Source organism: Nesterenkonia aethiopica, from assembly GCF_039534665.1.
Classification (GTDB): Bacteria; Actinomycetota; Actinomycetes; order Actinomycetales; family Micrococcaceae; genus Nesterenkonia; species Nesterenkonia aethiopica.
The window spans coordinates 18,942-36,569 of sequence record NZ_BAAAVT010000009.1 but is presented as its reverse complement, the minus strand read 5'-3'; the positions used below and the strand labels follow the sequence as shown (position 1 = coordinate 36,569).

At 71.2% G+C, this 17,628-nt stretch carries 18 protein-coding genes; 8 read left to right on the top strand and 10 right to left on the bottom strand.

The features are described from left to right. The first annotated feature begins 43 nt into the window (after positions 1-43). Positions 44-853: a nitrilase-related carbon-nitrogen hydrolase gene (locus ABD658_RS08135; RefSeq protein WP_344685912.1), complete on the top strand. Its 810-nt coding sequence runs from the start codon at positions 44-46 to the stop codon at positions 851-853. A 129-nt stretch (positions 854-982) separates the two neighbouring features. After that, positions 983-1,552 (top strand): hypothetical protein, encoded by a 570-nt coding sequence (locus tag ABD658_RS08130; protein WP_311025077.1) that lies wholly within the window; start codon positions 983-985, stop codon positions 1,550-1,552. A 35-nt stretch (positions 1,553-1,587) separates the two neighbouring features. On the opposite strand, the gene ABD658_RS08125 is transcribed toward ABD658_RS08130, so the two are convergent. Together ABD658_RS08125 and ABD658_RS08120 are read right to left on the bottom strand one after the other, a co-directional pair. Then, entirely contained in the window at positions 1,588-2,754 is a 1,167-nt protein-coding gene (locus ABD658_RS08125; RefSeq protein WP_344685916.1) for a hypothetical protein, read from the bottom strand. A 111-nt stretch (positions 2,755-2,865) separates the two neighbouring features. Continuing rightward, positions 2,866-3,993 (bottom strand): Atu2307/SP_0267 family LLM class monooxygenase, encoded by a 1,128-nt coding sequence (locus ABD658_RS08120; protein WP_344685918.1) that lies wholly within the window; start codon positions 3,991-3,993, stop codon positions 2,866-2,868. Between the two features lie 322 nt (positions 3,994-4,315). Between ABD658_RS08120 and ABD658_RS08115 the strand changes: the two genes are divergently transcribed. Continuing rightward, complete coding sequence (locus ABD658_RS08115; RefSeq protein WP_425574497.1) at positions 4,316-5,833, top strand: DEAD/DEAH box helicase; 1,518 nt, start codon at positions 4,316-4,318, stop codon at positions 5,831-5,833. Between the two features lie 94 nt (positions 5,834-5,927). Here the strand turns inward: ABD658_RS08115 and ABD658_RS08110 are convergent, their stop codons facing one another. Continuing rightward, entirely contained in the window at positions 5,928-6,809 is an 882-nt protein-coding gene (locus tag ABD658_RS08110; RefSeq protein WP_344685922.1) for an ArgP/LysG family DNA-binding transcriptional regulator, read from the bottom strand. A gap of 96 nt (positions 6,810-6,905) precedes the next feature. Between ABD658_RS08110 and ABD658_RS08105 the strand changes: the two genes are divergently transcribed. Continuing rightward, a complete protein-coding gene (locus ABD658_RS08105; RefSeq protein ID WP_344685924.1) occupies positions 6,906-7,670 on the top strand; it encodes a LysE/ArgO family amino acid transporter in 765 nt (254 codons plus the stop codon). Here the strand turns inward: ABD658_RS08105 and ABD658_RS08100 are convergent, their stop codons facing one another. From ABD658_RS08100 to ABD658_RS08085, 4 genes are all read right to left on the bottom strand, one after another. Continuing rightward, on the bottom strand, positions 7,671-8,387 hold the full coding sequence (locus ABD658_RS08100; protein ID WP_344685926.1) for a DNA alkylation repair protein: 717 nt from the start codon (positions 8,385-8,387) through the stop codon (positions 7,671-7,673). A 10-nt stretch (positions 8,388-8,397) separates the two neighbouring features. After that, positions 8,398-9,945, bottom strand: a complete 1,548-nt coding sequence (locus ABD658_RS08095) for a phytoene desaturase family protein (RefSeq protein WP_344685928.1) — start codon at positions 9,943-9,945, stop codon at positions 8,398-8,400. 1 nt (position 9,946) lies between these two features. After that, on the bottom strand, positions 9,947-10,483 hold the full coding sequence (locus ABD658_RS08090; protein ID WP_344685931.1) for a YbaK/EbsC family protein: 537 nt from the start codon (positions 10,481-10,483) through the stop codon (positions 9,947-9,949). A 91-nt stretch (positions 10,484-10,574) separates the two neighbouring features. Next, positions 10,575-11,822 (bottom strand): Glu/Leu/Phe/Val dehydrogenase dimerization domain-containing protein, encoded by a 1,248-nt coding sequence (locus tag ABD658_RS08085; RefSeq protein ID WP_083277440.1) that lies wholly within the window; start codon positions 11,820-11,822, stop codon positions 10,575-10,577. 237 nt (positions 11,823-12,059) lie between these two features. Between ABD658_RS08085 and ABD658_RS08080 the strand changes: the two genes are divergently transcribed. Beyond that, the gene (locus ABD658_RS08080) at positions 12,060-12,983 is read left to right on the top strand and encodes a LysR family transcriptional regulator (protein WP_344685934.1); all 924 of its coding nucleotides are present in this window, start codon (positions 12,060-12,062) and stop codon (positions 12,981-12,983) included. A 59-nt stretch (positions 12,984-13,042) separates the two neighbouring features. After that, a complete protein-coding gene (locus tag ABD658_RS08075; RefSeq protein WP_070159550.1) occupies positions 13,043-13,303 on the top strand; it encodes a hypothetical protein in 261 nt (86 codons plus the stop codon). A gap of 90 nt (positions 13,304-13,393) precedes the next feature. Here the strand turns inward: ABD658_RS08075 and ABD658_RS08070 are convergent, their stop codons facing one another. Beyond that, complete coding sequence (locus tag ABD658_RS08070; RefSeq protein ID WP_344685936.1) at positions 13,394-14,767, bottom strand: hypothetical protein; 1,374 nt, start codon at positions 14,765-14,767, stop codon at positions 13,394-13,396. Between the two features lie 128 nt (positions 14,768-14,895). Here ABD658_RS08070 and ABD658_RS08065 point away from each other — a divergent pair, with 128 nt between their 5' ends. Together ABD658_RS08065 and ABD658_RS08060 are read left to right on the top strand one after the other, a co-directional pair. After that, positions 14,896-15,369 carry an SRPBCC family protein gene (locus ABD658_RS08065; protein ID WP_344685938.1) on the top strand — a complete coding sequence of 158 codons (474 nt, stop codon included), beginning with the start codon at positions 14,896-14,898 and terminating at the stop codon, positions 15,367-15,369. A 194-nt stretch (positions 15,370-15,563) separates the two neighbouring features. Continuing rightward, positions 15,564-16,367, top strand: coding sequence for a CGNR zinc finger domain-containing protein (locus ABD658_RS08060; protein ID WP_070159557.1), 804 nt, complete (start codon positions 15,564-15,566; stop codon positions 16,365-16,367). 159 nt (positions 16,368-16,526) lie between these two features. Here ABD658_RS08060 and ABD658_RS08055 read toward each other — a convergent pair whose 3' ends face one another. Both ABD658_RS08055 and ABD658_RS08050 read right to left on the bottom strand, forming a co-directional pair. Continuing rightward, a complete protein-coding gene (locus tag ABD658_RS08055) occupies positions 16,527-16,913 on the bottom strand; it encodes a hypothetical protein (protein ID WP_201791125.1) in 387 nt (128 codons plus the stop codon). Between the two features lie 119 nt (positions 16,914-17,032). After that, entirely contained in the window at positions 17,033-17,596 is a 564-nt protein-coding gene (locus ABD658_RS08050; protein WP_070159560.1) for a hypothetical protein, read from the bottom strand. Between the last annotated feature and the right edge of the window lie 32 nt (positions 17,597-17,628).

The window sequence follows — 17,628 nt, the reverse complement described above, 5'->3', positions numbered from 1 at the left end:
TCACGGCGCGCCGCCCGACGGTCCCTGGTGGCACACTGGAGGCATGCGCATCGCCCTGCTGCAGGACACCGCCGTCCCGCTCGACATCGACCACAACCTGGGCCTGATCTCCGACGCCGCCCAGCGTGCGCGCGCCGCCGGCGCCGAGCTGCTGGTCACCCCGGAGCTCTTCGCCACCGGGTACGCTCCGGCGCTGATCCGCGCCTCGGTGACGCCGGAGGCTGTGCTCGACGCCCGCGAGCGCCTCACCACCATCGCCCGCGAGGCGGGGATCGCGCTGGTGCACAGTCTCCCCGGCGACGGCCCGGCCGAGGCCCGGCCCATCCAGGGCATCCTGGTCTCCCCCGACGGCGAGACCCTGGCCGTCCACACCAAGATCCACCTCTTCGGACCCGAGGAGAAGGCCGCATTCGTCCCCGGGGAGGACGCCCCTCCGGTGGCGGAGCTCAGCGGTCTGACGCTGGGGCTGGTGGTCTGCTACGACGTCGAGTTCCCGGAGACGGTGCGCGAGCTCGCCCGGCGCGGCGCCGACGTCGTGCTGGTCCCCACTGCCCTGGCCGGGGGCTTCGCCGGGGTCACCGGCACACTGATCCCGGCCCGCGCCCTGGAGAACCAGCTCACCGTGGCCTACACGAACCACGCCGGGATAGAGGACGGGCTGCTCTTCGACGGCGCCAGCGTGGTCGCCGGACCCGACGGCGTGGTGCTCGCCTCCGCGGGTGCAGGACCTGAGCTGCTGATCGCCGAGGTCGGCCCCGCCCAGGGGGGACGCTCTCCCGAGGAGGCGCCGGAGGGACCCTGGTACCTGCGGGACCGCCGCCCGGAGCTCTACCGGCGCTGGGCGGATCACTGAGTGAAGCGCCGAGTGAAGCGCTGAGCGGAACACCCGGGGGAGCCGCCGGGCGGAGCGGATGACGGATCATCCGGATGATCCTTCTTCAGGATGATGCCCTCCGCCGACCCGTCCGGAAGGATGAGGGCCATGGACATCCTCGCCCTCGCTGACCTGACCCACGCCGGCGCCGCCGTCGCCGACACCGCCGTCCCCATGGTCCCGGAGGACAGCTTCTACGGCCGACTCCAGGCGTGGACGATGGCGCTGCACCCGGCCTGGCAGTGGCTGGGCATCATCCTCATCGCCGCGATCCCCATGGTGGAGTCCTACGGCGGCGGGTTCCTGGGCGTGCTCGCCGGCATCCACCCGGCCGTGGCCATCGTCGCCGCCGTCGTCGGGAACATGCTCTCCCTGGCTCTGGTCGTCTACGCGGCGCACTGGGTGCGCGGCTCGGTGCTGAAGAAGCGCGACCCGGAGGCGGCCGACACCAAGAAGACCGCCAAGCGTGAGCGGGTGATGCGGATCTTCAACCGCTTCGGCGTGCCGGGGGTCTCCATCTTGGGGCCGCTGGCCCTGCCCTCCCAGGTGACCGCGCCGCTGATGGTCTCGTTGGGCGCCTCCCGGCAGGCGGTCATGCTGTGGATGCTGGTCTCCGTCATCCTCTGGGGTGCGGGCTTCGGCCTGCTGGGCCTGGGCTTCCTGCAGCTGATCACCTGAGCGAGGCGATCAGCTGAGCGGACCCTGGCCCCGCCTCACTGCTGCTCCTCGTCGCGGGGGTAGCGCTGCCGCTCCCGGGTCCCCTGGGTGAGGTTGCGCAGGTCGGAATCGTCGTCGAAGTTGGAACCGATCGCCCCGGCGAAGGTCCCCAGCGAAGCCGCCAGCCACGCGATGTCCCGATAGTTGGAGAACGCCGCCTCCACCTGCAGGCTCTCCGCCATATAGCCGGGCTCGATGAGCACCAGCGAGATCACCAGCACCCCGAGGTAGAGCAGCGCATACAGCGAGAGCACGCTGACCAGCAGGCTGATCACAGTCGAGGTGTTGTACATCAGTGCCAGGCGTTTGCCCCCGACGGCGGACGGCCGGTCCCAGAGGCGATTCCGGGTGATCAGCCACAGCACCAGGAAGGCCACCCCGGCGCAGGAGATGATCGCGAGCCGCCAGCCGGGCAGGCTGATCGCCATGTCCCAGATGGAGTCGTAGAAGATGCCGAAGGCTCCAGTGGCGCAGGCCGCTGCGAAGACGCCGGAGAGCCGCGGCAGGGAGAGCAGCGGCTCATTGTTGGACACCATGCCCAGGGTCATCCAGACCCGTCCCGGCAGCGAGTGCTGCGGCGTGATGTAGGCCCGCTGGCCCTCCCGGCCCTCCTCCAGCCGGACCCCGTGCCCTCCTTTGGCGCGTGCCTCCTCCACGGATTGGTGGGCCAGCGCCTCGACGGCACGGTCCGCCTCCCGGCGCAGGGAGCGCATGACCGCGATCGGCCCGAGGCTGGCCATGGAGATGACGGCCAGCCTGCTCTCGAAGTCCAGCTCTACGGACTTGGTCAGCCCGTCCTCGAGGCGCGGAATCTCGGTGACGACGATCGTGATCTCACTGCCGTCCTCCTCCGCCCACCGGCTGACCTCGTCCAGGTCCAGCGTGCCGTCGCTGCGCAGCGGCAGCAGCAGCTGCTGGTGGGTGATCTCATGGTCCTCACCCCAGGGCGTGCGCCCTTCGAGGAGTCTGCGCACGTGCATCGAGGTGCGGCCCGGGTCCGAGTAGATCGCCAGGGTCGGCTTCTCCTCCGCCTCGGCCGAGGGCTCGGCCTCGTGCTGCGTGCGCTGACCCTGATTGGACGTCTCCTGCTGCCCGTGCTGGTCCTGTCCGCCCTGATCCTCCGCGTCACGTGCTGAGACGCCCTCGGGGGTCTGCTCGGCCATGCTCGCCTCCCTGTGGTGGTGCGCCGCCGTCGTGTCCGCGCCCGTCAGCCGGGCACGACTACGAGCCTAGCGAGTGCCGGCAGCGATGTCGCCGCTCCGGCACCAGCGGCGTCACTGACCGAGCGCTTCGAGCACCAGCGGCCTGACCTTCGCCCCATAGAGCTCCACGGCCTGCATCATGTGCTCATGCGCCAGGGACCCGTTGCCGTACTTCATGCCGAAGCGGGAGGCCCCGAGCAGCCGCACGGTCTTCACGATCTTGGCCGCCACGGTCTCCGGAGAGCCGACGTAGAGCGACCCGTGCTCGACCTCCTGGTCGAACTGGTCGCGCCCCGGGCGGCCGGTGCCCCAGCCGCGCTCGGCGCCGAGCTTCTCCATGGAGTCCGCCCAGGAGGGGTAGAAGGTGTCACGCGCCTGCTGGTCGGTCTCGGCCACGAAGCCGTGCGAGTGCACGGCGATGCGCCGCGGACCCTCCTGCCCGAACTCGCGCAGGGCCTTGTGGTAGAGCTCCACCAGCGGGGCGAACCGCCCAGGCGCGCCACCGATGATGGCCAGCTCCAGCCCGGCGCCCAGGCGCGCGGCCCGCACCACCGAGGCCGGGGTCCCACCCACGGCCACCCAGGTGGGCAGGCCGAACTCGTGATCGGTGGTGGGGAACACCCGCTGCGCCTTCAGCCCCGATCGGGTGGCGCCGCTCCAGGTGACCGGACCCTCCGAGCGCAGGGCGGTGAACAGCTCAGCCTTCTCCTCGAAGAGCGTCTCGTAGTCGGACAGGTCGTAGCCGAACAAGGGATAGGACTCGATGAACGATCCCCGCCCCAGAGACACCTCGGCCCGGCCTCCGGTGAGCCCGTCGATCGTGGCGAAGCGCTGATAGACACGCACCGGATCGTCAGAGGACAGCACAGTCACCGCGGAGATGAGCTTCATCCGCTCCGTGACGGCGCCGATGGCGGACAGGACCACGTCCGGTGCGGAGATCGCGTAGTCGGGACGGTGGTGCTCACCGGCACCGAAGACGTCGACGCCGACCGAATCGGCCAACCGCGCCTCGGCCAGGACATTGCGCAGCACCTCAGGCTGGGAGAGCCGACGGGTGCCGTCGGGACTCTCGGTGACGTCGCCGAAAGTATGCAGTCCCAGTTCGACATGGGGCGCCTGCCGCTCGGTGGAGCGGTCGGGGCCGCCGACGTCGGCGCTGGCCTGGAGGTCGCTGCGGGGAGTGTTCGAGGTGGTCATGGCAGGCACAACCACAGGAGCCGCACCTCCATTCCTCAAAATTTGAAATTCATACTCGAACGCCTCGCCAGACGCACGAATCGCTGCTCCAGGGTCCGAGCAGGTACAGTGGGAATCCTTGCGAACCTCTCATGGGTTCCCTGCGTCGCCAGGACGCCTCGCCCTCTGGAGCCATCACGGTCCACGGCCGAAGAAGCCTCTCTCTAGCGGCGAACGAGAGCACCGACCGGTGTTCCCGCCCCCTCAGCCAGAGCTGCCGCTCGCCGTCCTCCGGACCGCAGGGCCGCCGCCGTCTGGCGCCATGAAAGGCCCCGACACCGCTTTGTCACACACCACGTTCACTGACCTCGGCGTGCCCGCCCCCCTCGTGCGGTCGCTGGCAGCCGAAGGCAAGTTCACCGCCTTCCCCATCCAGCAGGACACCCTGCCCGACACCCTGGCCGGCCGCGACGTGCTCGGCCGCGGCAAGACCGGCTCCGGCAAGACGCTGGCCTTCTCCATCCCGATGATCGCCCGCCTGGGCACCGACGACGCGGCCTCCCGCCGTCGTCCGCGCCGCCCCCGCGGACTGGTGCTGGCCCCCACTCGGGAGCTCGCCACCCAGATCGACGCCGTGCTGCAGCCCCTCGCCGCCGCCTACGGCATGCGCACCACCACCATCTACGGCGGCATCAGCCAGAAGCGCCAGGTCGACGCGCTCAACGCCGGCGTCGACGTCGTCGTCGCCTGCCCCGGCCGCCTGGAGGACCTCCTGCAGCAGCAGGCCCTGAGCCTCGAGGCCGTCGAGGTCACCGTGCTGGACGAGGCCGACCACATGGCCGACCTCGGCTTCCTGCCCGGCGTGACCCGCATCCTGAAGAAGACCCCCGAGCACGGCCAGCGGATGTTCTTCTCCGCCACGCTGGACAACGGCGTGGACAAGCTGGTCCGCCAGTTCCTGCACAACCAGATCCTCCACTCCGTGGACGACCCCACCTCGCACGTCTCCGCGATGACCCACCACGTCTTCGAGGTCGACCCCGACGAGAAGAAGGACCTGGTGCGCACCCTGGCCTCCGGCACGGGCAAGCGCATCCTGTTCACCCGCACCAAGCACCAGGCCAAGAAGCTCGCCAAGCAGCTGACCGGCCAGGGCATCCCGGCCGTGGACCTGCACGGCAACCTCTCCCAGAACCAGCGCGACCGGAACCTGGCCGCCTTCGGCCAGGGCGGCGTCCAGGTGCTGGTGGCCACCGACGTCGCCGCCCGCGGCGTGCACGTGGACGGCATCGAGCTGGTGGTCCACGTGGACCCGCCGGCCGAGCACAAGGCGTACCTGCACCGCTCCGGCCGCACCGCCCGCGCCGGCAGCGCCGGCGACGTGGCCACCGTGATGCTGCCCGAACAGCGCCGGGACACCCAGACGCTGCTGAAGAAGGCCGCCATCAAGGTCACCCCGCAGCGGGTGTCCCCGGACTCCGAGGCCGTGGCCGAGCTGGTCGGCGAGATCGCCGCCCCCGTGGAGCCGGCGCCCGCCCCGCAGGGCGGACGCGGCGGCCAGGGCGGTCGCGGCCGACAGAACGGACGTGGCGGCCAGAACGGTCGCGGCGGACGTGGCGGCCAGGGTGGACGTGGCGGCCAGCAGGCTCGCTCCGGAGCACGGGACTCGGGCGGACGCAGCTCGGGCGGACGGGGCCGCTCCGGCGCCCAGTCCGGACCCTCGCACGCTTCCCCTCAGGAGTCGCGCCCCGCCCAGGGCGCCCGACGCCAGGCCGAGGCCGGCCCCAGCTCCCAGCCGAGCAGCCGCCGTCGTGGTCCGCGCCGGGCCACCGCACCCAGCGGTGCCCCCAGCTCCCGCTGATCTCCCACATCCGTTGACCCCGGAGGGCTGGTCGCTAAACCTCGCTTCAGTGCGTGGATTCCGACCATCGCTCCGGGGTCAACTCTGTTCACCCTCACTTCATGCGCGCCGCCGCACGTCGAACACTCTCGGTGAGGCGGTCCAGCGCCGGCGTCCCGGTGGTCCAGCGCTGCCAGTGCAGATGCGCCTCGGTGGGTCCGATCTCCTGGACCACCAGCAGATCCGGATGCTCACCCTCCATCACCCCGGGCGGCATCATCCCCTCCGGGATCATCCCCCAGCCCAGCCCGTGGGCGACGGCGGCATTGTAGGCCTCCACCGACGGGATCAGATGCGTCACCCGCGGGGTGACGCCCAACCGGCGCAGCCCGCTGCGCTGCAGCGAGTCCCGGATGCTGTAGTCCACCTGCGGGACGCGCTCCCAGTCGACGACGCCGTCGGAACGCCGATGCCGGTCCAGCAGCTCTTCACTGGCCACCGGCCAATACCGCATGGTCCCCAGCGCGGTGGACCGGCAGCCGGAGACCGGCACCGGAGTCTCGGCCACCGCGGCCACCACCGTGCCGTTGCGCAGCAGCTCATGGGAGTGCTCCTGGTCCTCGGCGTGCACATGGAGCTCGACGTCGTCCCAGGTGGCGGCCTCCTGCAGCACCCGCTGGAACCAGGTGAACAGCGAGTCCGCGTTCACCGCCACCGAGAGCGTCACCACCTCGGCGGCCTCACCGCGGAAGCCCAGACTGCGCCGGGCCTCGTCCTCCAGCAGCATCATCTGCCGAGCCGTGCGCAGCAGCACCGCCCCGGCGTCGGTGGTGCGCACCGGGATGGTGCGGGTCAGCAGCACCTGCCCGACCTCCCGTTCCAACGCCTTGATCCGCTGGGAGAAGGCGGAGCCGGAGATCCCCAGCAGCGCCGAGGCCGCCTCGAAGGTGCCTTCGTCCACGGCCAGCACGAAGGCCCGAAGATGATCGGTGTTCATAGACGTCGATGATACGCGTCACATCTGAAGGATCCCTTCAGATGATGAAGAATCATGCGCTGGTGCGGATGCCTGATTCCCAGGAGCATGGTCACCATGACCGTGCTGCTGACTGGATTCCTCACCTGCCTCGCCCTCATCGTCGCGATCGGCCCGCAGAGCGCCTGGCTCCTGCGCCAGGGCCTGCTGCGCGATCGCGTGGGCCTGGCGGTGCTGTGCTGCGTGGTCGGCGACCTGCTGCTGATCGGCCTCGGCACCGCCGGGGTGGGGGCCATCCTGGAGCACGCTCCCTGGCTGCTGCAGGTGCTGCGCTGGGCCGGGGTGGCCTACCTGCTGTGGTTCGCCTGGCGGTCCTTCGCCTCGGCGGCCACGGCCCGCACAGGGCTGGACAGCGACGACGCCGGCCAGCCTGACGCCGAAGCCGAGCGGTCCGCCGGCCGGGTCCCGGGCGGGCACGGCACCGGCGAGCACGGCGGCACCTCCTCAGAGCCGGCCACGACCACCGCGACGCTGCCGCGCGTGGAGCGGAAGGCGCAGAAGGGGCGCACACGCCGCCGCGCCCGTCCGCTGAGCACCGTGGGCGCCGTCGTCGGGACCGGCCTGACGGTGAGCGTGCTGAACCCGCACGCTTGGGTGGACACCATGGTGGTGCTGGGCACCATGGCCAACTCGTTCGGCGCGGAGAAGTGGTTCTTCGCCGCCGGCGCGCTGGGCGCCTCCTGCCTGTGGTTCACCCTGCTGGGCTACGGCGGCTCCGCCCTGGCCGGGCTGCTGAACCGGCCGCGCACCTGGCAGGTCATCGACGCCGGCGTCGGCGTGACCATGCTGGTGGTGGCGGGCCTGCTGGCCTTCGGCGGCTGATCATCGCCGCGGCGGCACGAACTCCTCCCGCAGCTCCTGCGGCAGCCGCTCCACGGCGAACCGGATGCTCACCCGCTGCAGGCGGCTCGCCTGCTCTCGCAGAAACGCGACGAGCCTGTCCTGATCCACCTTCCCGACCTCCCGCAGCGCCGTGCCGATCGGCTGGGCGACCCGCTCCGAGGTGTCCGCCGCCAGACGCTCGGCCAGATGCAGGGCGTCGTCGCAGTCTCCCTGGCGGACCATCCAGAACGTGGCGGTGACGGCGGTCCGGCGGCGCATCGGGTCCGGTGAGTCGGCCAGCGCGACCAGCTGGGCGCGACGAGCCTCCGGCGGGTGGTCCAGAGAAAGGTGGGCGCCGATCACCCGCGGCGCCGCCCGGTCCACCAGGTCCCAGACCACGAGCTGGTCGTGGTGGTCCAGGTAGATGCCCGCCAGCTCGGCACGCTCCTGCGCCGTCAGCCGACGGCGGGCCCGGAAGTCCAGGATGCTGATCCCCACCATCCGGCGTTCGTAGTCGGGACAGGTGAGCAGCTGCGGAACCAGGTCGCCGACGGGCTGCCTTTGGCGCTCCACCCGGGCCGCGAGGTCGAAGACGTGCTTCATCCGCACCCCGACGATCTCCAGCTCTTCGGGGACGCGGCGCCGAGTCTTCTCCCACTCCTCGTCCTCGGCGAGCTGCTGCAGCTCCGTCAGGATCTCCTCGACGTCGTGGCTCATGCGCTCCTCCTCACCCATGCTCGCGCAGCGCCGCCTGCGCGGCGTGATAGCCGCTCATGCCGTGGGCCCCTCCTCCGGGCGGGGTGGACGAGGAACCGAGCCACACACCCTCGACCCCGGTGCTGTAGGGGTCCCAGCGCAGGGCCGGTCGGGCCACGAACTGGCGAAGCGTGGGCATGCCGCCGCTGATCGCCCCGCCCACCAGGTTGGCGTCGAAGGCCTCCAGGTCCTGCGGCGTCCAGACCGTCCGGGCGCGCACCGCCTCCCGGAACCCGGGCGCGGCGGCGGCGATCTCGGCGTCGATCATCGACGCCGCCCGGTCTGCGGCTCCCCCGGCCAGGCCGTGCGGGACGTGGGCGTAGGCCCACGCCACCGTCTGCCCCGCCGGCGCGCGGGACGGGTCCGCCGCGGACGGCTGGGCGAGCAGCACATAGGGCCGTCCGGGCAGCACACCGCGCGCAGCGGCGGCCTCGGCGGCGCCGATCTGTGCATGGGATCCGCCCAGGTGCACGGTCCCCGCGCGAGCCACCTCCGGGTCCCGCCAGGGGATGGGCCCGTTGATCAGATAGTCGATCTTCACGATCGCCGGCCCGTACGTCCAGCGGCTCAGGGCGCGCCGGTACCGGACCGGCAGCTCCAGTCCCTCGAGACGCAGCAGCTGGGCGGGCGTCAGGTCCGCGATGACGACGTCGGCCGGCTCCTCCGCGACGACGGCGCGGCCGGAACCGCTGCCGGAGCGGCGCCCGCTGATCCGGTGGGCGGCCCGGTGCCGTCCGGGGACCCGCCGGACGCCGGTGACCTCGAACTCGGTTTCGATCCGCCCGCCGGCGGCGTGCAGCACCGAGACCAGCGCATCGACGATGCCCTGGGACCCTCTACGGGCCACGGGCCAGCCGGTGCCGTGTCCGGCCGCACTGAAGAGCACCCCGAACGCGGCGGTCAGCGGATGCGAGAACGGGACCGTGGAGTGGGCGGCCATGCCCGCGAAGAGCGCCCGGGCGCGCGGGGTGCGGAAGCATCGGGCGGCGACGTCGGCGGGCCAGGCGCCGACGAGCCCGAGCCGGGCCAGGGCGCCGATCCGGGTGGGCGCGGAGTCGCGGCCGAGATGCTGCAGGGTCTGGACCGCCGGGGCCATGGCGGCGCGCCGCACCTCCTCCCAATGGGCGGCCACCGGCCCGATGATCCGGCGCCAGGCGTCGTGGTCCACACCGAGCTCGGCGGCGGTCTGCTCCAGGGAGCTGTGCAGCAGGGCCGGCGGCTCGTCGTCGAGGACGTGGGCGGCCTGGATGCCCGGCTGCATCCATTCCAGCCCGTGGGCGGTCAGATCCAGCTCCTCGAAGGCCGGGGACCCGACACCGAAGGGGTGCACGCTGGCGCCGAGGTCGCTGACCACACCCGGGCCCAGCAGCTCGGCCGAGCGCAGCGCTCCGCCGGGCTCGTCGGCGGCCTCATAGACGGTGACCTCCCAGCCGGCGCGGGCCAGCACGCAGGCCGCGGTCAGCCCATTGGGTCCGGAGCCGACGACGGCGGCACGGCGCGCGCCACGACGTGCGGCCATCTCAGGCGCCCGCCTCTGGCTGACCGGCCGCCGGGCGCACGGAGACCGGGGTGCCTCCGGTGATCCTCAGCAGCTCCTCGCAGGTGGTTCGGAAGACCGTGCGGGGGTGACCTGCCGCGGCCCAGATCTCCTCGTGCTCGGCCAGCCTGGTGTCCACGAAGGTCGGCACCGGTGCCGGGTGGCCCACCGGTGCGACACCCCCGATGGTCTGGCCCGTAGCCTGCTTCACCCGGTCCTTCGGGGCGCGGCTGATCGTGCCGCCGAGCCGCTCCCCCAGCCAGTCGGTGTCCACCCGGTGCGCCCCGGACGTCATCACCAGGATGGGGACGTCATCGCGCAGGAAGATCAGCGAGTTGGCGATCTGGCCGACGTCGATGCCCAGGGCGTCGGCGGCGGCCTGCGCCGTGGTGACGGCGTCGTCGAACCACCGGACCTCCGGGGTGACGCCGAGCCGCGTCAGCTCGGCGGTGACCCGGTCCACCGCGGGGTGGGGGCGCGCCGTCGCGCCAGCCGGAGTCTCGGACGGAGTCTGTGCCATGGCTCCAGACTAGTCCCGGCCGGTGACGCCTTCCATCAGCGAAGCCGCACCAGCCCCAGCCGCAGCAGCCCCAGCCGTACCACTGCCAGCCTCAGGGGATGTAGGCCGGCGGGCGGTTCTGCATCGCGGCCCGGTTGACCCCGGCGATGTCCCACGCGGTGTCCCGCGGGGAGACGCCGGCCCGGTCGGCCTCGGCGAGCAGCCGGGCCACCTTGGCGCGCATCTCCAGGTGCAGCCGCTGGAAGGAGTCCTCCGGGTCGGTGCCGACCTCTCCGAACAGCATCCACCAGGCCCAGGCGGCGGCGCCGGTGTTGGCCACCACGTCCGGGATGACCATCACCCCGCGGCGGGCCAGCAGCTCCTCGGCCTCCCGGGTGACGCCGGTGTTGGCGGCCTCCACGATCACTGAGGCGACGACGTCCTGAGCGTTCTCGGGCCGCACCGCATAGGAGATCGCGGCCGGGACGAAGATGTCCGCGTCGGTGGCCAGCACCGCCTCGCGCGGCAGCTGGGTGACATGGGCGGGGACCCCGGCCCGGTCGATGACCCCGTAGTCGTCCCGCAGGTCCAGCAGGGCGGGGACGTCGAGTCCGGAGGGGTCGTAGAGGGTGCCCTGGACGTCGGCCAGGGCCACCACACGCACGCCGGCACCGTGCAGGTAGTAGGCAGCAGCCCCGCCCATCGTGCCCACACCTTGGACGGCGACGTCGGTGGTGGCGCGGTTCCAGCCACGGTGCTGCACCACGCCCAGGCAGGCCTCGGCCACGCCGTAGCCGCCGATCACGTCACCCAGGATGCAGCCGTCGTCGGTGCGGATCTCCAGGCCCGCACGCACCCGCTGCAGGGTGGCCTGAGGATCCGTGGACCGCTGGATGGCGGCGTGGAAGCTCTGACCGAGCCCGACGGCGGCGAAGGCCTCGTCGATGCGCTGCTGGGTGACCCCCAGGTCCTCGGCGGTGACCCAGTGCGCGTCCAGCCACGGCTTCATCTCGGCGAAGAAGCGGGCCAGCACCTCCGGGGCGCGCGGGTCGGTGGGGTCGAAGTCGATGCCGCCCTTGGCTCCGCCGACCGGCAGCCCGAACACCGCGGTCTTGGCGGACATGCCACGCGCCAGGTCCTCCACCTCGTGGAGCGTGCACCCCTTGCGCATCCGGGTGCCGCCGGTGGCGAGGCCGCCGACCAGCGAGTGGACCACCAGGTGGCCCTGTGCCCCGGTGACGGGGTCGGTCCAGTGGATCCTGCGATACGGCTCGGTGTCCCGCGGCGCCTGCTCGACGCCGAGGCCGAGGACGTCCTGTCCATCATCTGCGGGGGTCTGCCACCGCGTGTCGAGAGTCACCACGATCACCTCCAGATCTACGGATGTTGTGGCGTCAAGTGGCCGCCGTCCGGCGGTCCTGCACCAGTACTCTCACTGTGGGCCCCCGGGCATGCCGGGGTCTATAGCCTGACCATGCGGGTTCATGCACAGGACCTTGCAGCTTTTGTGAACTGGGACGGTCACCCCTCCTCAGCGCGCCATGGCCCAGGGCCGCAGAGGGGTCCTGAATAGGGGTCGCGCAGGTACGCTGACCGCATGGAGCTGTCACTGCGTCGACTTCGGATGCTGCGCGAGCTGCAGCGGCGTGGGACGGTCACCGGGGTGGCGGCGCGTCTGCACTACAGCCCCTCGGCCGTCTCCCAGCAGCTGGCGCAGCTGGAACGTGAGGTGGGGGCCTCGCTGTTCGAGCGCCTCGGCCGCCGAATCAGGCTCACCGAGCTGGGAGCGGTGCTGGCCGAGCACGCCGAGGACATCCTGGGCGCCGTCGAGGATGCCGAGATGGCGCTGGAACAGGCCCAGGGCGGCGTGACCTCGCGCCTGCGGGTGGGTGTGTGGGCCTCGGTGGCCTCGGGCCTGCTGCCGACCGCGCTGACCCGCCTGACCGAGGAGCACCCCGGCATCGAGGTGCGCACGGTGGAGCTGCCTCCGGAGGCCACGGCGAGCGCGGTGCTGGACGGCAGCCTGGACCTGTCCTTCGTGATCGAGTACTCCGACTACGCCCTGCCCTGGGATCCGGGGTTGGTCCGGGACGTCATCGCGGTGGAGCGCCTGCATGCGGCGGTCACCTCGGGCGCGACGCCGGAGCCTCCGGTCTCGCTGGCCGCCTTCGCCGACCACCCCTGGGTGCTGGCGGGGCCGACGTCCCATTTCGGACGGGCCATCCGCATCGCCTGCCGGCGCCATGGCTTCGAACCGCGCATCGTCCACCAGGTGGAGGAGCAGACCACGGCCCTGGCGATGGTGGCCGGGGGCCTGGGGGTCACGCTGGTCTCAGACCTGGTCCTGGACTCGGTGCCCGACGGCGTCGACGTCGTACCGCTGACCGAGCCGGTGCTGCGTACCGTGTCGATCGCTCACCGCAGCACCGCCCAGACCCGACGCTCCCTCGAACTGGTGATCGACGCCGTCCGGGCCTCGGCCGCCGAACGCGGTCTGGCCGCCGGGTCACCGGTGCCGTGACCCGGCCGCTTCTCCTGGCGCCGGGAGACAGGCCCGGCCAGTGCTCTAGAGTCGTGCCCATGAGCACCCCGGAGAACACTCCCCACGCCACCGCCTCACCGCGTCCGACCGGCTCCCTGCTGCCGGTGATCGCCTCGCTGATCGCCGTCGGCACGGTGTTCTGGATGCCGCATTTCGCGATCACCGTCGCCCTGGGCACTCTGGTGATCTGCGCGCTGACCTGGAAGGACGGCTCGCACCGGCTGCTGGGGGTCTCCGTGGCCGCCAGCGGCGCGGCCCTGCTGCTCTCAGTGGCGCACTTCACCGGGCTCTGGGGGTGAGATCTCCGGGGCCGAGCCGGCGGCCTCGGCACCCAGCGAGCACCAGCCCCGCTGCCAGCCCACTGGCGACACCTGGGCCGAAGGCGACGTTCAGCCGCCGCCCGCGGACCGCTCCTCGTCCGGCAGATGCCGGGCGGCATCCGCCTCACCCTGCAGCTCCGCGACCACAGCGGCGATGTTGCGGATGAACACGATCAGCCAGGAGAACAGGATCGCGGCCCCGATCAGCTCCAGAGAGGTCAGGTTGTAGTACCCGATAGGCCACCACAGGCTCCCGGCGAAGAGCAGCACTCCGGCGGCGATGATGCTCAGCAGGTAGAAGGTGCGGGGGAAGCCGGGCAGCCAGTAGGGCATGCCGATCAGCAGCATCAGGAAGAACAGCCCGAACAGGGCGGTGAAGGTCGCGTGGACCTCATTGTGCAGGTTCACCGGCACCAGCCCCACTCCGGCCAGCGAGGCCCCCATGCCGATCATTCCGATCCGCACCATCCGGATGCGCGGGGAGCGGATGTGTCTGCTCACGGCCTGCCGCAGCGGCAGGGTCAGGGGCACCTTTCCGCGGACCGCGCGCCGGGCCTCCCGTTCGTGCTGCAGCCTGCGGACGTGCCGCCGTCGGGCATGCTCGGCCCAGGTCTCCAGGTCCCGCGTGATGAACGCGGTCAGCGTGGTGATGATCGCTCCGGAGACGACGAGGGTGGTGTTGAACGTCCAGAAGGAGGTCAGTCCGGCCTGTCCGGTGCCGAGCTCGGAGAACATCACATGCCACCAGAACGGGTTCTCTGCGAACAGCATCGACACCAGCACACCGGAGGCCATGAACACCCCCAGCAGGGTGGACAGGGAGAACGCGTTGATGCGGGCGCCGGAGTTGAAGCTGAAGTAGGCGGCCACCGCACCGACGATGCACAGCAGCACCGCGCCGGCGATGTAGTCCACCGTGAGTCCCACGAAGGCCTCCTGGAACACGCGGAACAGGCCCAGGGCGCCCATGACGGCGATGGATGAGTGCACCACCAACAGCGAGACCGTGTCCAGCAGCTGCCGGATCCGGGGCCGCTCCCCCAGCCAGATGTTGGCCATACGGGCGTTGAGGGAATAGCCCAGCAGGAACGCCAGTCCGGCGGTCACCCCACCGACGATCGCGCCGAAGAACTGGATGGACCCGTCACCCGCCAGCGCGGGCCGTTCCCCGGGGAAGACCACCAGGCCGAATCCCAGCCCCAGGACTCCGCCGATGATGGCGCTCCAGATGGCCCGGGATTCGATGAGCACCTGCAGCTTCGCCTGAGACTCCCGCTGCTCCGGGGTGGTGGTAGCCGGGTGGGCGGCCTCCTCGCTGGCCGCGAAGGCCGCCAGACGCCGCGCCGCACCGTGGGTGGGAGTGGTGTCGGTGACCTCGGGAAGCTCGCCGGTCTCGGCGGCGTCGTCATCCAGGCGGACCTGCCACCTGCGGGACCGTGCCATCGTTCCAAGACCCTCCCGACCGTGTCGACGCCGATGCTCTCCACCAGATTCACCTGCCCGGTGCGCGGATGCAACCGCAGATGACGCGGCGCACGCCCACACCCCGGTTCGCCGTAGACTGGCGCACCATGAGCATGACCCCTGAACCGGTGGAGCGCGGACCGCAGGTGATCGCCCACTGCATCCGTGTGGAGGCCTCGGCCGAGGAGCTGTACGCGATCATCGCGAACCCGCACCGTCATCATGAGCTCGACGGCTCAGGGACGGTGCGCACCACGGCGATCGGGCCGCGCGAGCTGCAGCCCGGCGACAGGTTCCGCGTGGACATGCGCAAGTACGGCATCCCCTACGCGATCACCATGCACACCACCCGGGCCCAGCCGCATCGGGTGGTGGAGTGGCGGCATCCCGGCGGACACCGCTGGCGCTGGGAGGTGGAGCCGGCTGACGACGGCGGCACGCTCGTCACCGAGTCCTACGACTTCAGCGGCCAGGCCGCTCCCCTGCGGAAGGCCCTGGAGATCGCCGGCGTCCACCGGGAGAACGACGGCGGCATCCGCGCCTCCCTGCAGCGGCTGCATGACCGCTTCGCCTCCTCCTGACGGGCACAGGACCCACCCTGACGAACCTCGTTGCACAAGGCAACTGCGCGGGACGGGCGGGGACATTGTGACAGTTCCATCACATTCAGCCCGTCAACGCGTCACATCGTTACACTGGGAGGACCCGTTGCACCAGGGTCAGGGGCCGCCGTTTCCGGCCCCTGCGCCCGCATACCTTGTCAGGAGAACACTGCATGTTCCACGCAGAGATCAATCGCACCCTGACGGCGGCCGTCAACCTCATGAACACCTCTGAGGGGCTTCACAGCGCCCAGGCCTCACCCGATCAGCTGACCAGCATCGAGAGCCTGCGCAAGTTCCTGTCCTCCCAGGATTCGGAGCTGAAGTGGCCGACGTCGACCCTTGACCGCGCCCAGGTGGACTCCGTCCGCGACCTGCGCGACACCGTCCACCAGATCTGGGGTGCGGCCCCCATCACCACCAAGGAGCCGGTGGAGAAGATCAACACGCTGCTGGAGGGAGTGGGCACTCGCGTGGTCCGCACCTCGGGGGGCGAGGAACCGCAGTTCCGTGCCGTGCCGATCCCGGTGAGCACCCAGCTGGCCGACGTCATGACGGCCGCCATCGCCGACGCCCTCCAGTTCCTGGTGGTCAACGATGAGACCGGCCGCATGCGCACCTGCAAGGGTGATGAGTGTGACGCGGTCATCGTGGACCTCACGCGCAACCGGTCCAAGCTGTTCTGCGACTTCGGCAACTGCGCCAACCGGGCCCATGTGCGGGCCTACCGCGCCCGCCAGGCGGCCCTGCGGGAGGCCGGGCGTCGTGCGCTGGCCGGCGAAGCGGCGGAGCCCTCGGCCACGCTGGCCAAGCCCAGTGCGGCGGAGAAGGCGGCCCAGATCAACGAACCCACCTCCGAGTCCGCGGTGGCGGCCAAGGAGTTCCGCGACCGGATGCGCGATGAGCTGATGGAGAAGCGCGAGAAGAAGGACAAGAAGTCCAAGAAGAAGAAGGACAAGAAGAAGGCGAAGAAGTGAGCGCCTGAGCGGTTCCCCCCGCTCGGTCCCCCGCTGCGGCGAGTTGGTCCAGAGTTCCCCATACTCGAGTCGATCGAGCCGAGTATGGGGAACGTCAGACCAACTCGCCGCAGTGTCGAGAGCCGGACAGTGTCGAGAGCCCGACGGCGGTGCGAGCGCTCAGGCGTCCTCGGCGCGGCCGTAGCGCGGCTCGTCGCCCTCGGCCTCACGGGCCTCCTGGGCCTTCTTGCGGGCCGCTTCGGCACGCCGCTCGGCCACCTGCCGCCGGTAGAGGTCCTCAGACTTCCGGTTCACCCCGGCCCCCTGGGAGAGGTGCTCGGGATTGTCCCGGGAGGCCAGCTGCAGCATGGAGACCACCAGCAGCGCGACGATGAACACCACGCCGAACGCGATCAGCGCCAGGTCCACCCGGGCCGGGTTGTCCGTGCCGCCGGAGGCGGAGATCAGGGTGACGAATCCGGCCACGAAGGCCAGGGCCGCAGAGAAGATCAGCGGAGCCTTGACCGACTCGATCAGCGAGCGGCGCTCCTTCTTGTCCTCTGCCACAGGGCTCCTCGTTCCTCGTCAGACGGGGACGTCTGCCAGGACGTCCGATGATGGTCTCGGCGTCCGCGTCGGACGCCCGGCCATTCTACGCCGTGTAGTAGACCGCGTGCGAGTCGTGCTCAGTCCCGGCCGCGGCGGGCGTCGTGCACCATGCCGCCGCCGCTGATCATCAGCAGCACCGCCATGATGATCACGCCCATGCCGGCGATGCCGAGGATGCCGTGGACGTCGAGCTGCATGCCGACCAGCAGCGCCGCCCCGGTGAGGGTCCCGACGGCGCCGAGCAGCAGCTGGTCGCGCGCCGGGACGAACGCCCCTCGTCCGCGGATCCCGGCCACCAGCTCGGCCACACCCATCGCCACGAAACCGACACCGGCGATGACGGCGGCCGCCGTCGTCGTGCCCACGAAGATCACTGCGACGGCCGAGAGGACCCAGGCCGCCGCGCCCAGGGCCAGCGGGCCGCGCACTGTGGCGGGCACGAGCTCCTCGTCCTTGGCGTAGTCCCACACGGCGGTGGCGCCGAGGGCGAAGTAGCCGGCCACGGCGACCTTGAGCAGGGTGAGCGTCTCGTCCTGCCAGAACACGGTCACCGCGGCGAAGACGGCGGTGATGACCGCGCGGACCCAGACCGGCCGGATCAGCGCTTCAGCGGTGGGGGCGGGGATTCTCTTCACTGGCACGCAGGCGAGTCTACTCGCTGTCCGCGGAGGCT

Excerpts from the sequence above, each read along its gene's own strand:
- ABD658_RS08130 (WP_311025077.1), top strand. The coding sequence starts at position 983 with ATGGACATCCTCGCCCTCGCTGACCTGACCCACGCCGGCGCCGCCGTC.
- ABD658_RS08075 (WP_070159550.1), top strand. The coding sequence starts at position 13,043 with ATGAGCACCCCGGAGAACACTCCCCACGCCACCGCCTCACCGCGTCCG.
- ABD658_RS08100 (WP_344685926.1), bottom strand. The coding sequence starts at position 8,387 with ATGAGCCACGACGTCGAGGAGATCCTGACGGAGCTGCAGCAGCTCGCC.
- ABD658_RS08070 (WP_344685936.1), bottom strand. The coding sequence starts at position 14,767 with ATGGCACGGTCCCGCAGGTGGCAGGTCCGCCTGGATGACGACGCCGCC.
- ABD658_RS08065 (WP_344685938.1), top strand. The coding sequence starts at position 14,896 with ATGAGCATGACCCCTGAACCGGTGGAGCGCGGACCGCAGGTGATCGCC.
- ABD658_RS08090 (WP_344685931.1), bottom strand. The coding sequence starts at position 10,483 with ATGGCACAGACTCCGTCCGAGACTCCGGCTGGCGCGACGGCGCGCCCC.
- ABD658_RS08120 (WP_344685918.1), bottom strand. The coding sequence starts at position 3,993 with ATGACCACCTCGAACACTCCCCGCAGCGACCTCCAGGCCAGCGCCGAC.
- ABD658_RS08095 (WP_344685928.1), bottom strand. The coding sequence starts at position 9,945 with ATGGCCGCACGTCGTGGCGCGCGCCGTGCCGCCGTCGTCGGCTCCGGA.
- ABD658_RS08135 (WP_344685912.1), top strand. The coding sequence starts at position 44 with ATGCGCATCGCCCTGCTGCAGGACACCGCCGTCCCGCTCGACATCGAC.
- ABD658_RS08105 (WP_344685924.1), top strand. The coding sequence starts at position 6,906 with ATGACCGTGCTGCTGACTGGATTCCTCACCTGCCTCGCCCTCATCGTC.
- ABD658_RS08110 (WP_344685922.1), bottom strand. The coding sequence starts at position 6,809 with ATGAACACCGATCATCTTCGGGCCTTCGTGCTGGCCGTGGACGAAGGC.
- ABD658_RS08125 (WP_344685916.1), bottom strand. The coding sequence starts at position 2,754 with ATGGCCGAGCAGACCCCCGAGGGCGTCTCAGCACGTGACGCGGAGGAT.
- ABD658_RS08060 (WP_070159557.1), top strand. The coding sequence starts at position 15,564 with ATGTTCCACGCAGAGATCAATCGCACCCTGACGGCGGCCGTCAACCTC.
- ABD658_RS08080 (WP_344685934.1), top strand. The coding sequence starts at position 12,060 with ATGGAGCTGTCACTGCGTCGACTTCGGATGCTGCGCGAGCTGCAGCGG.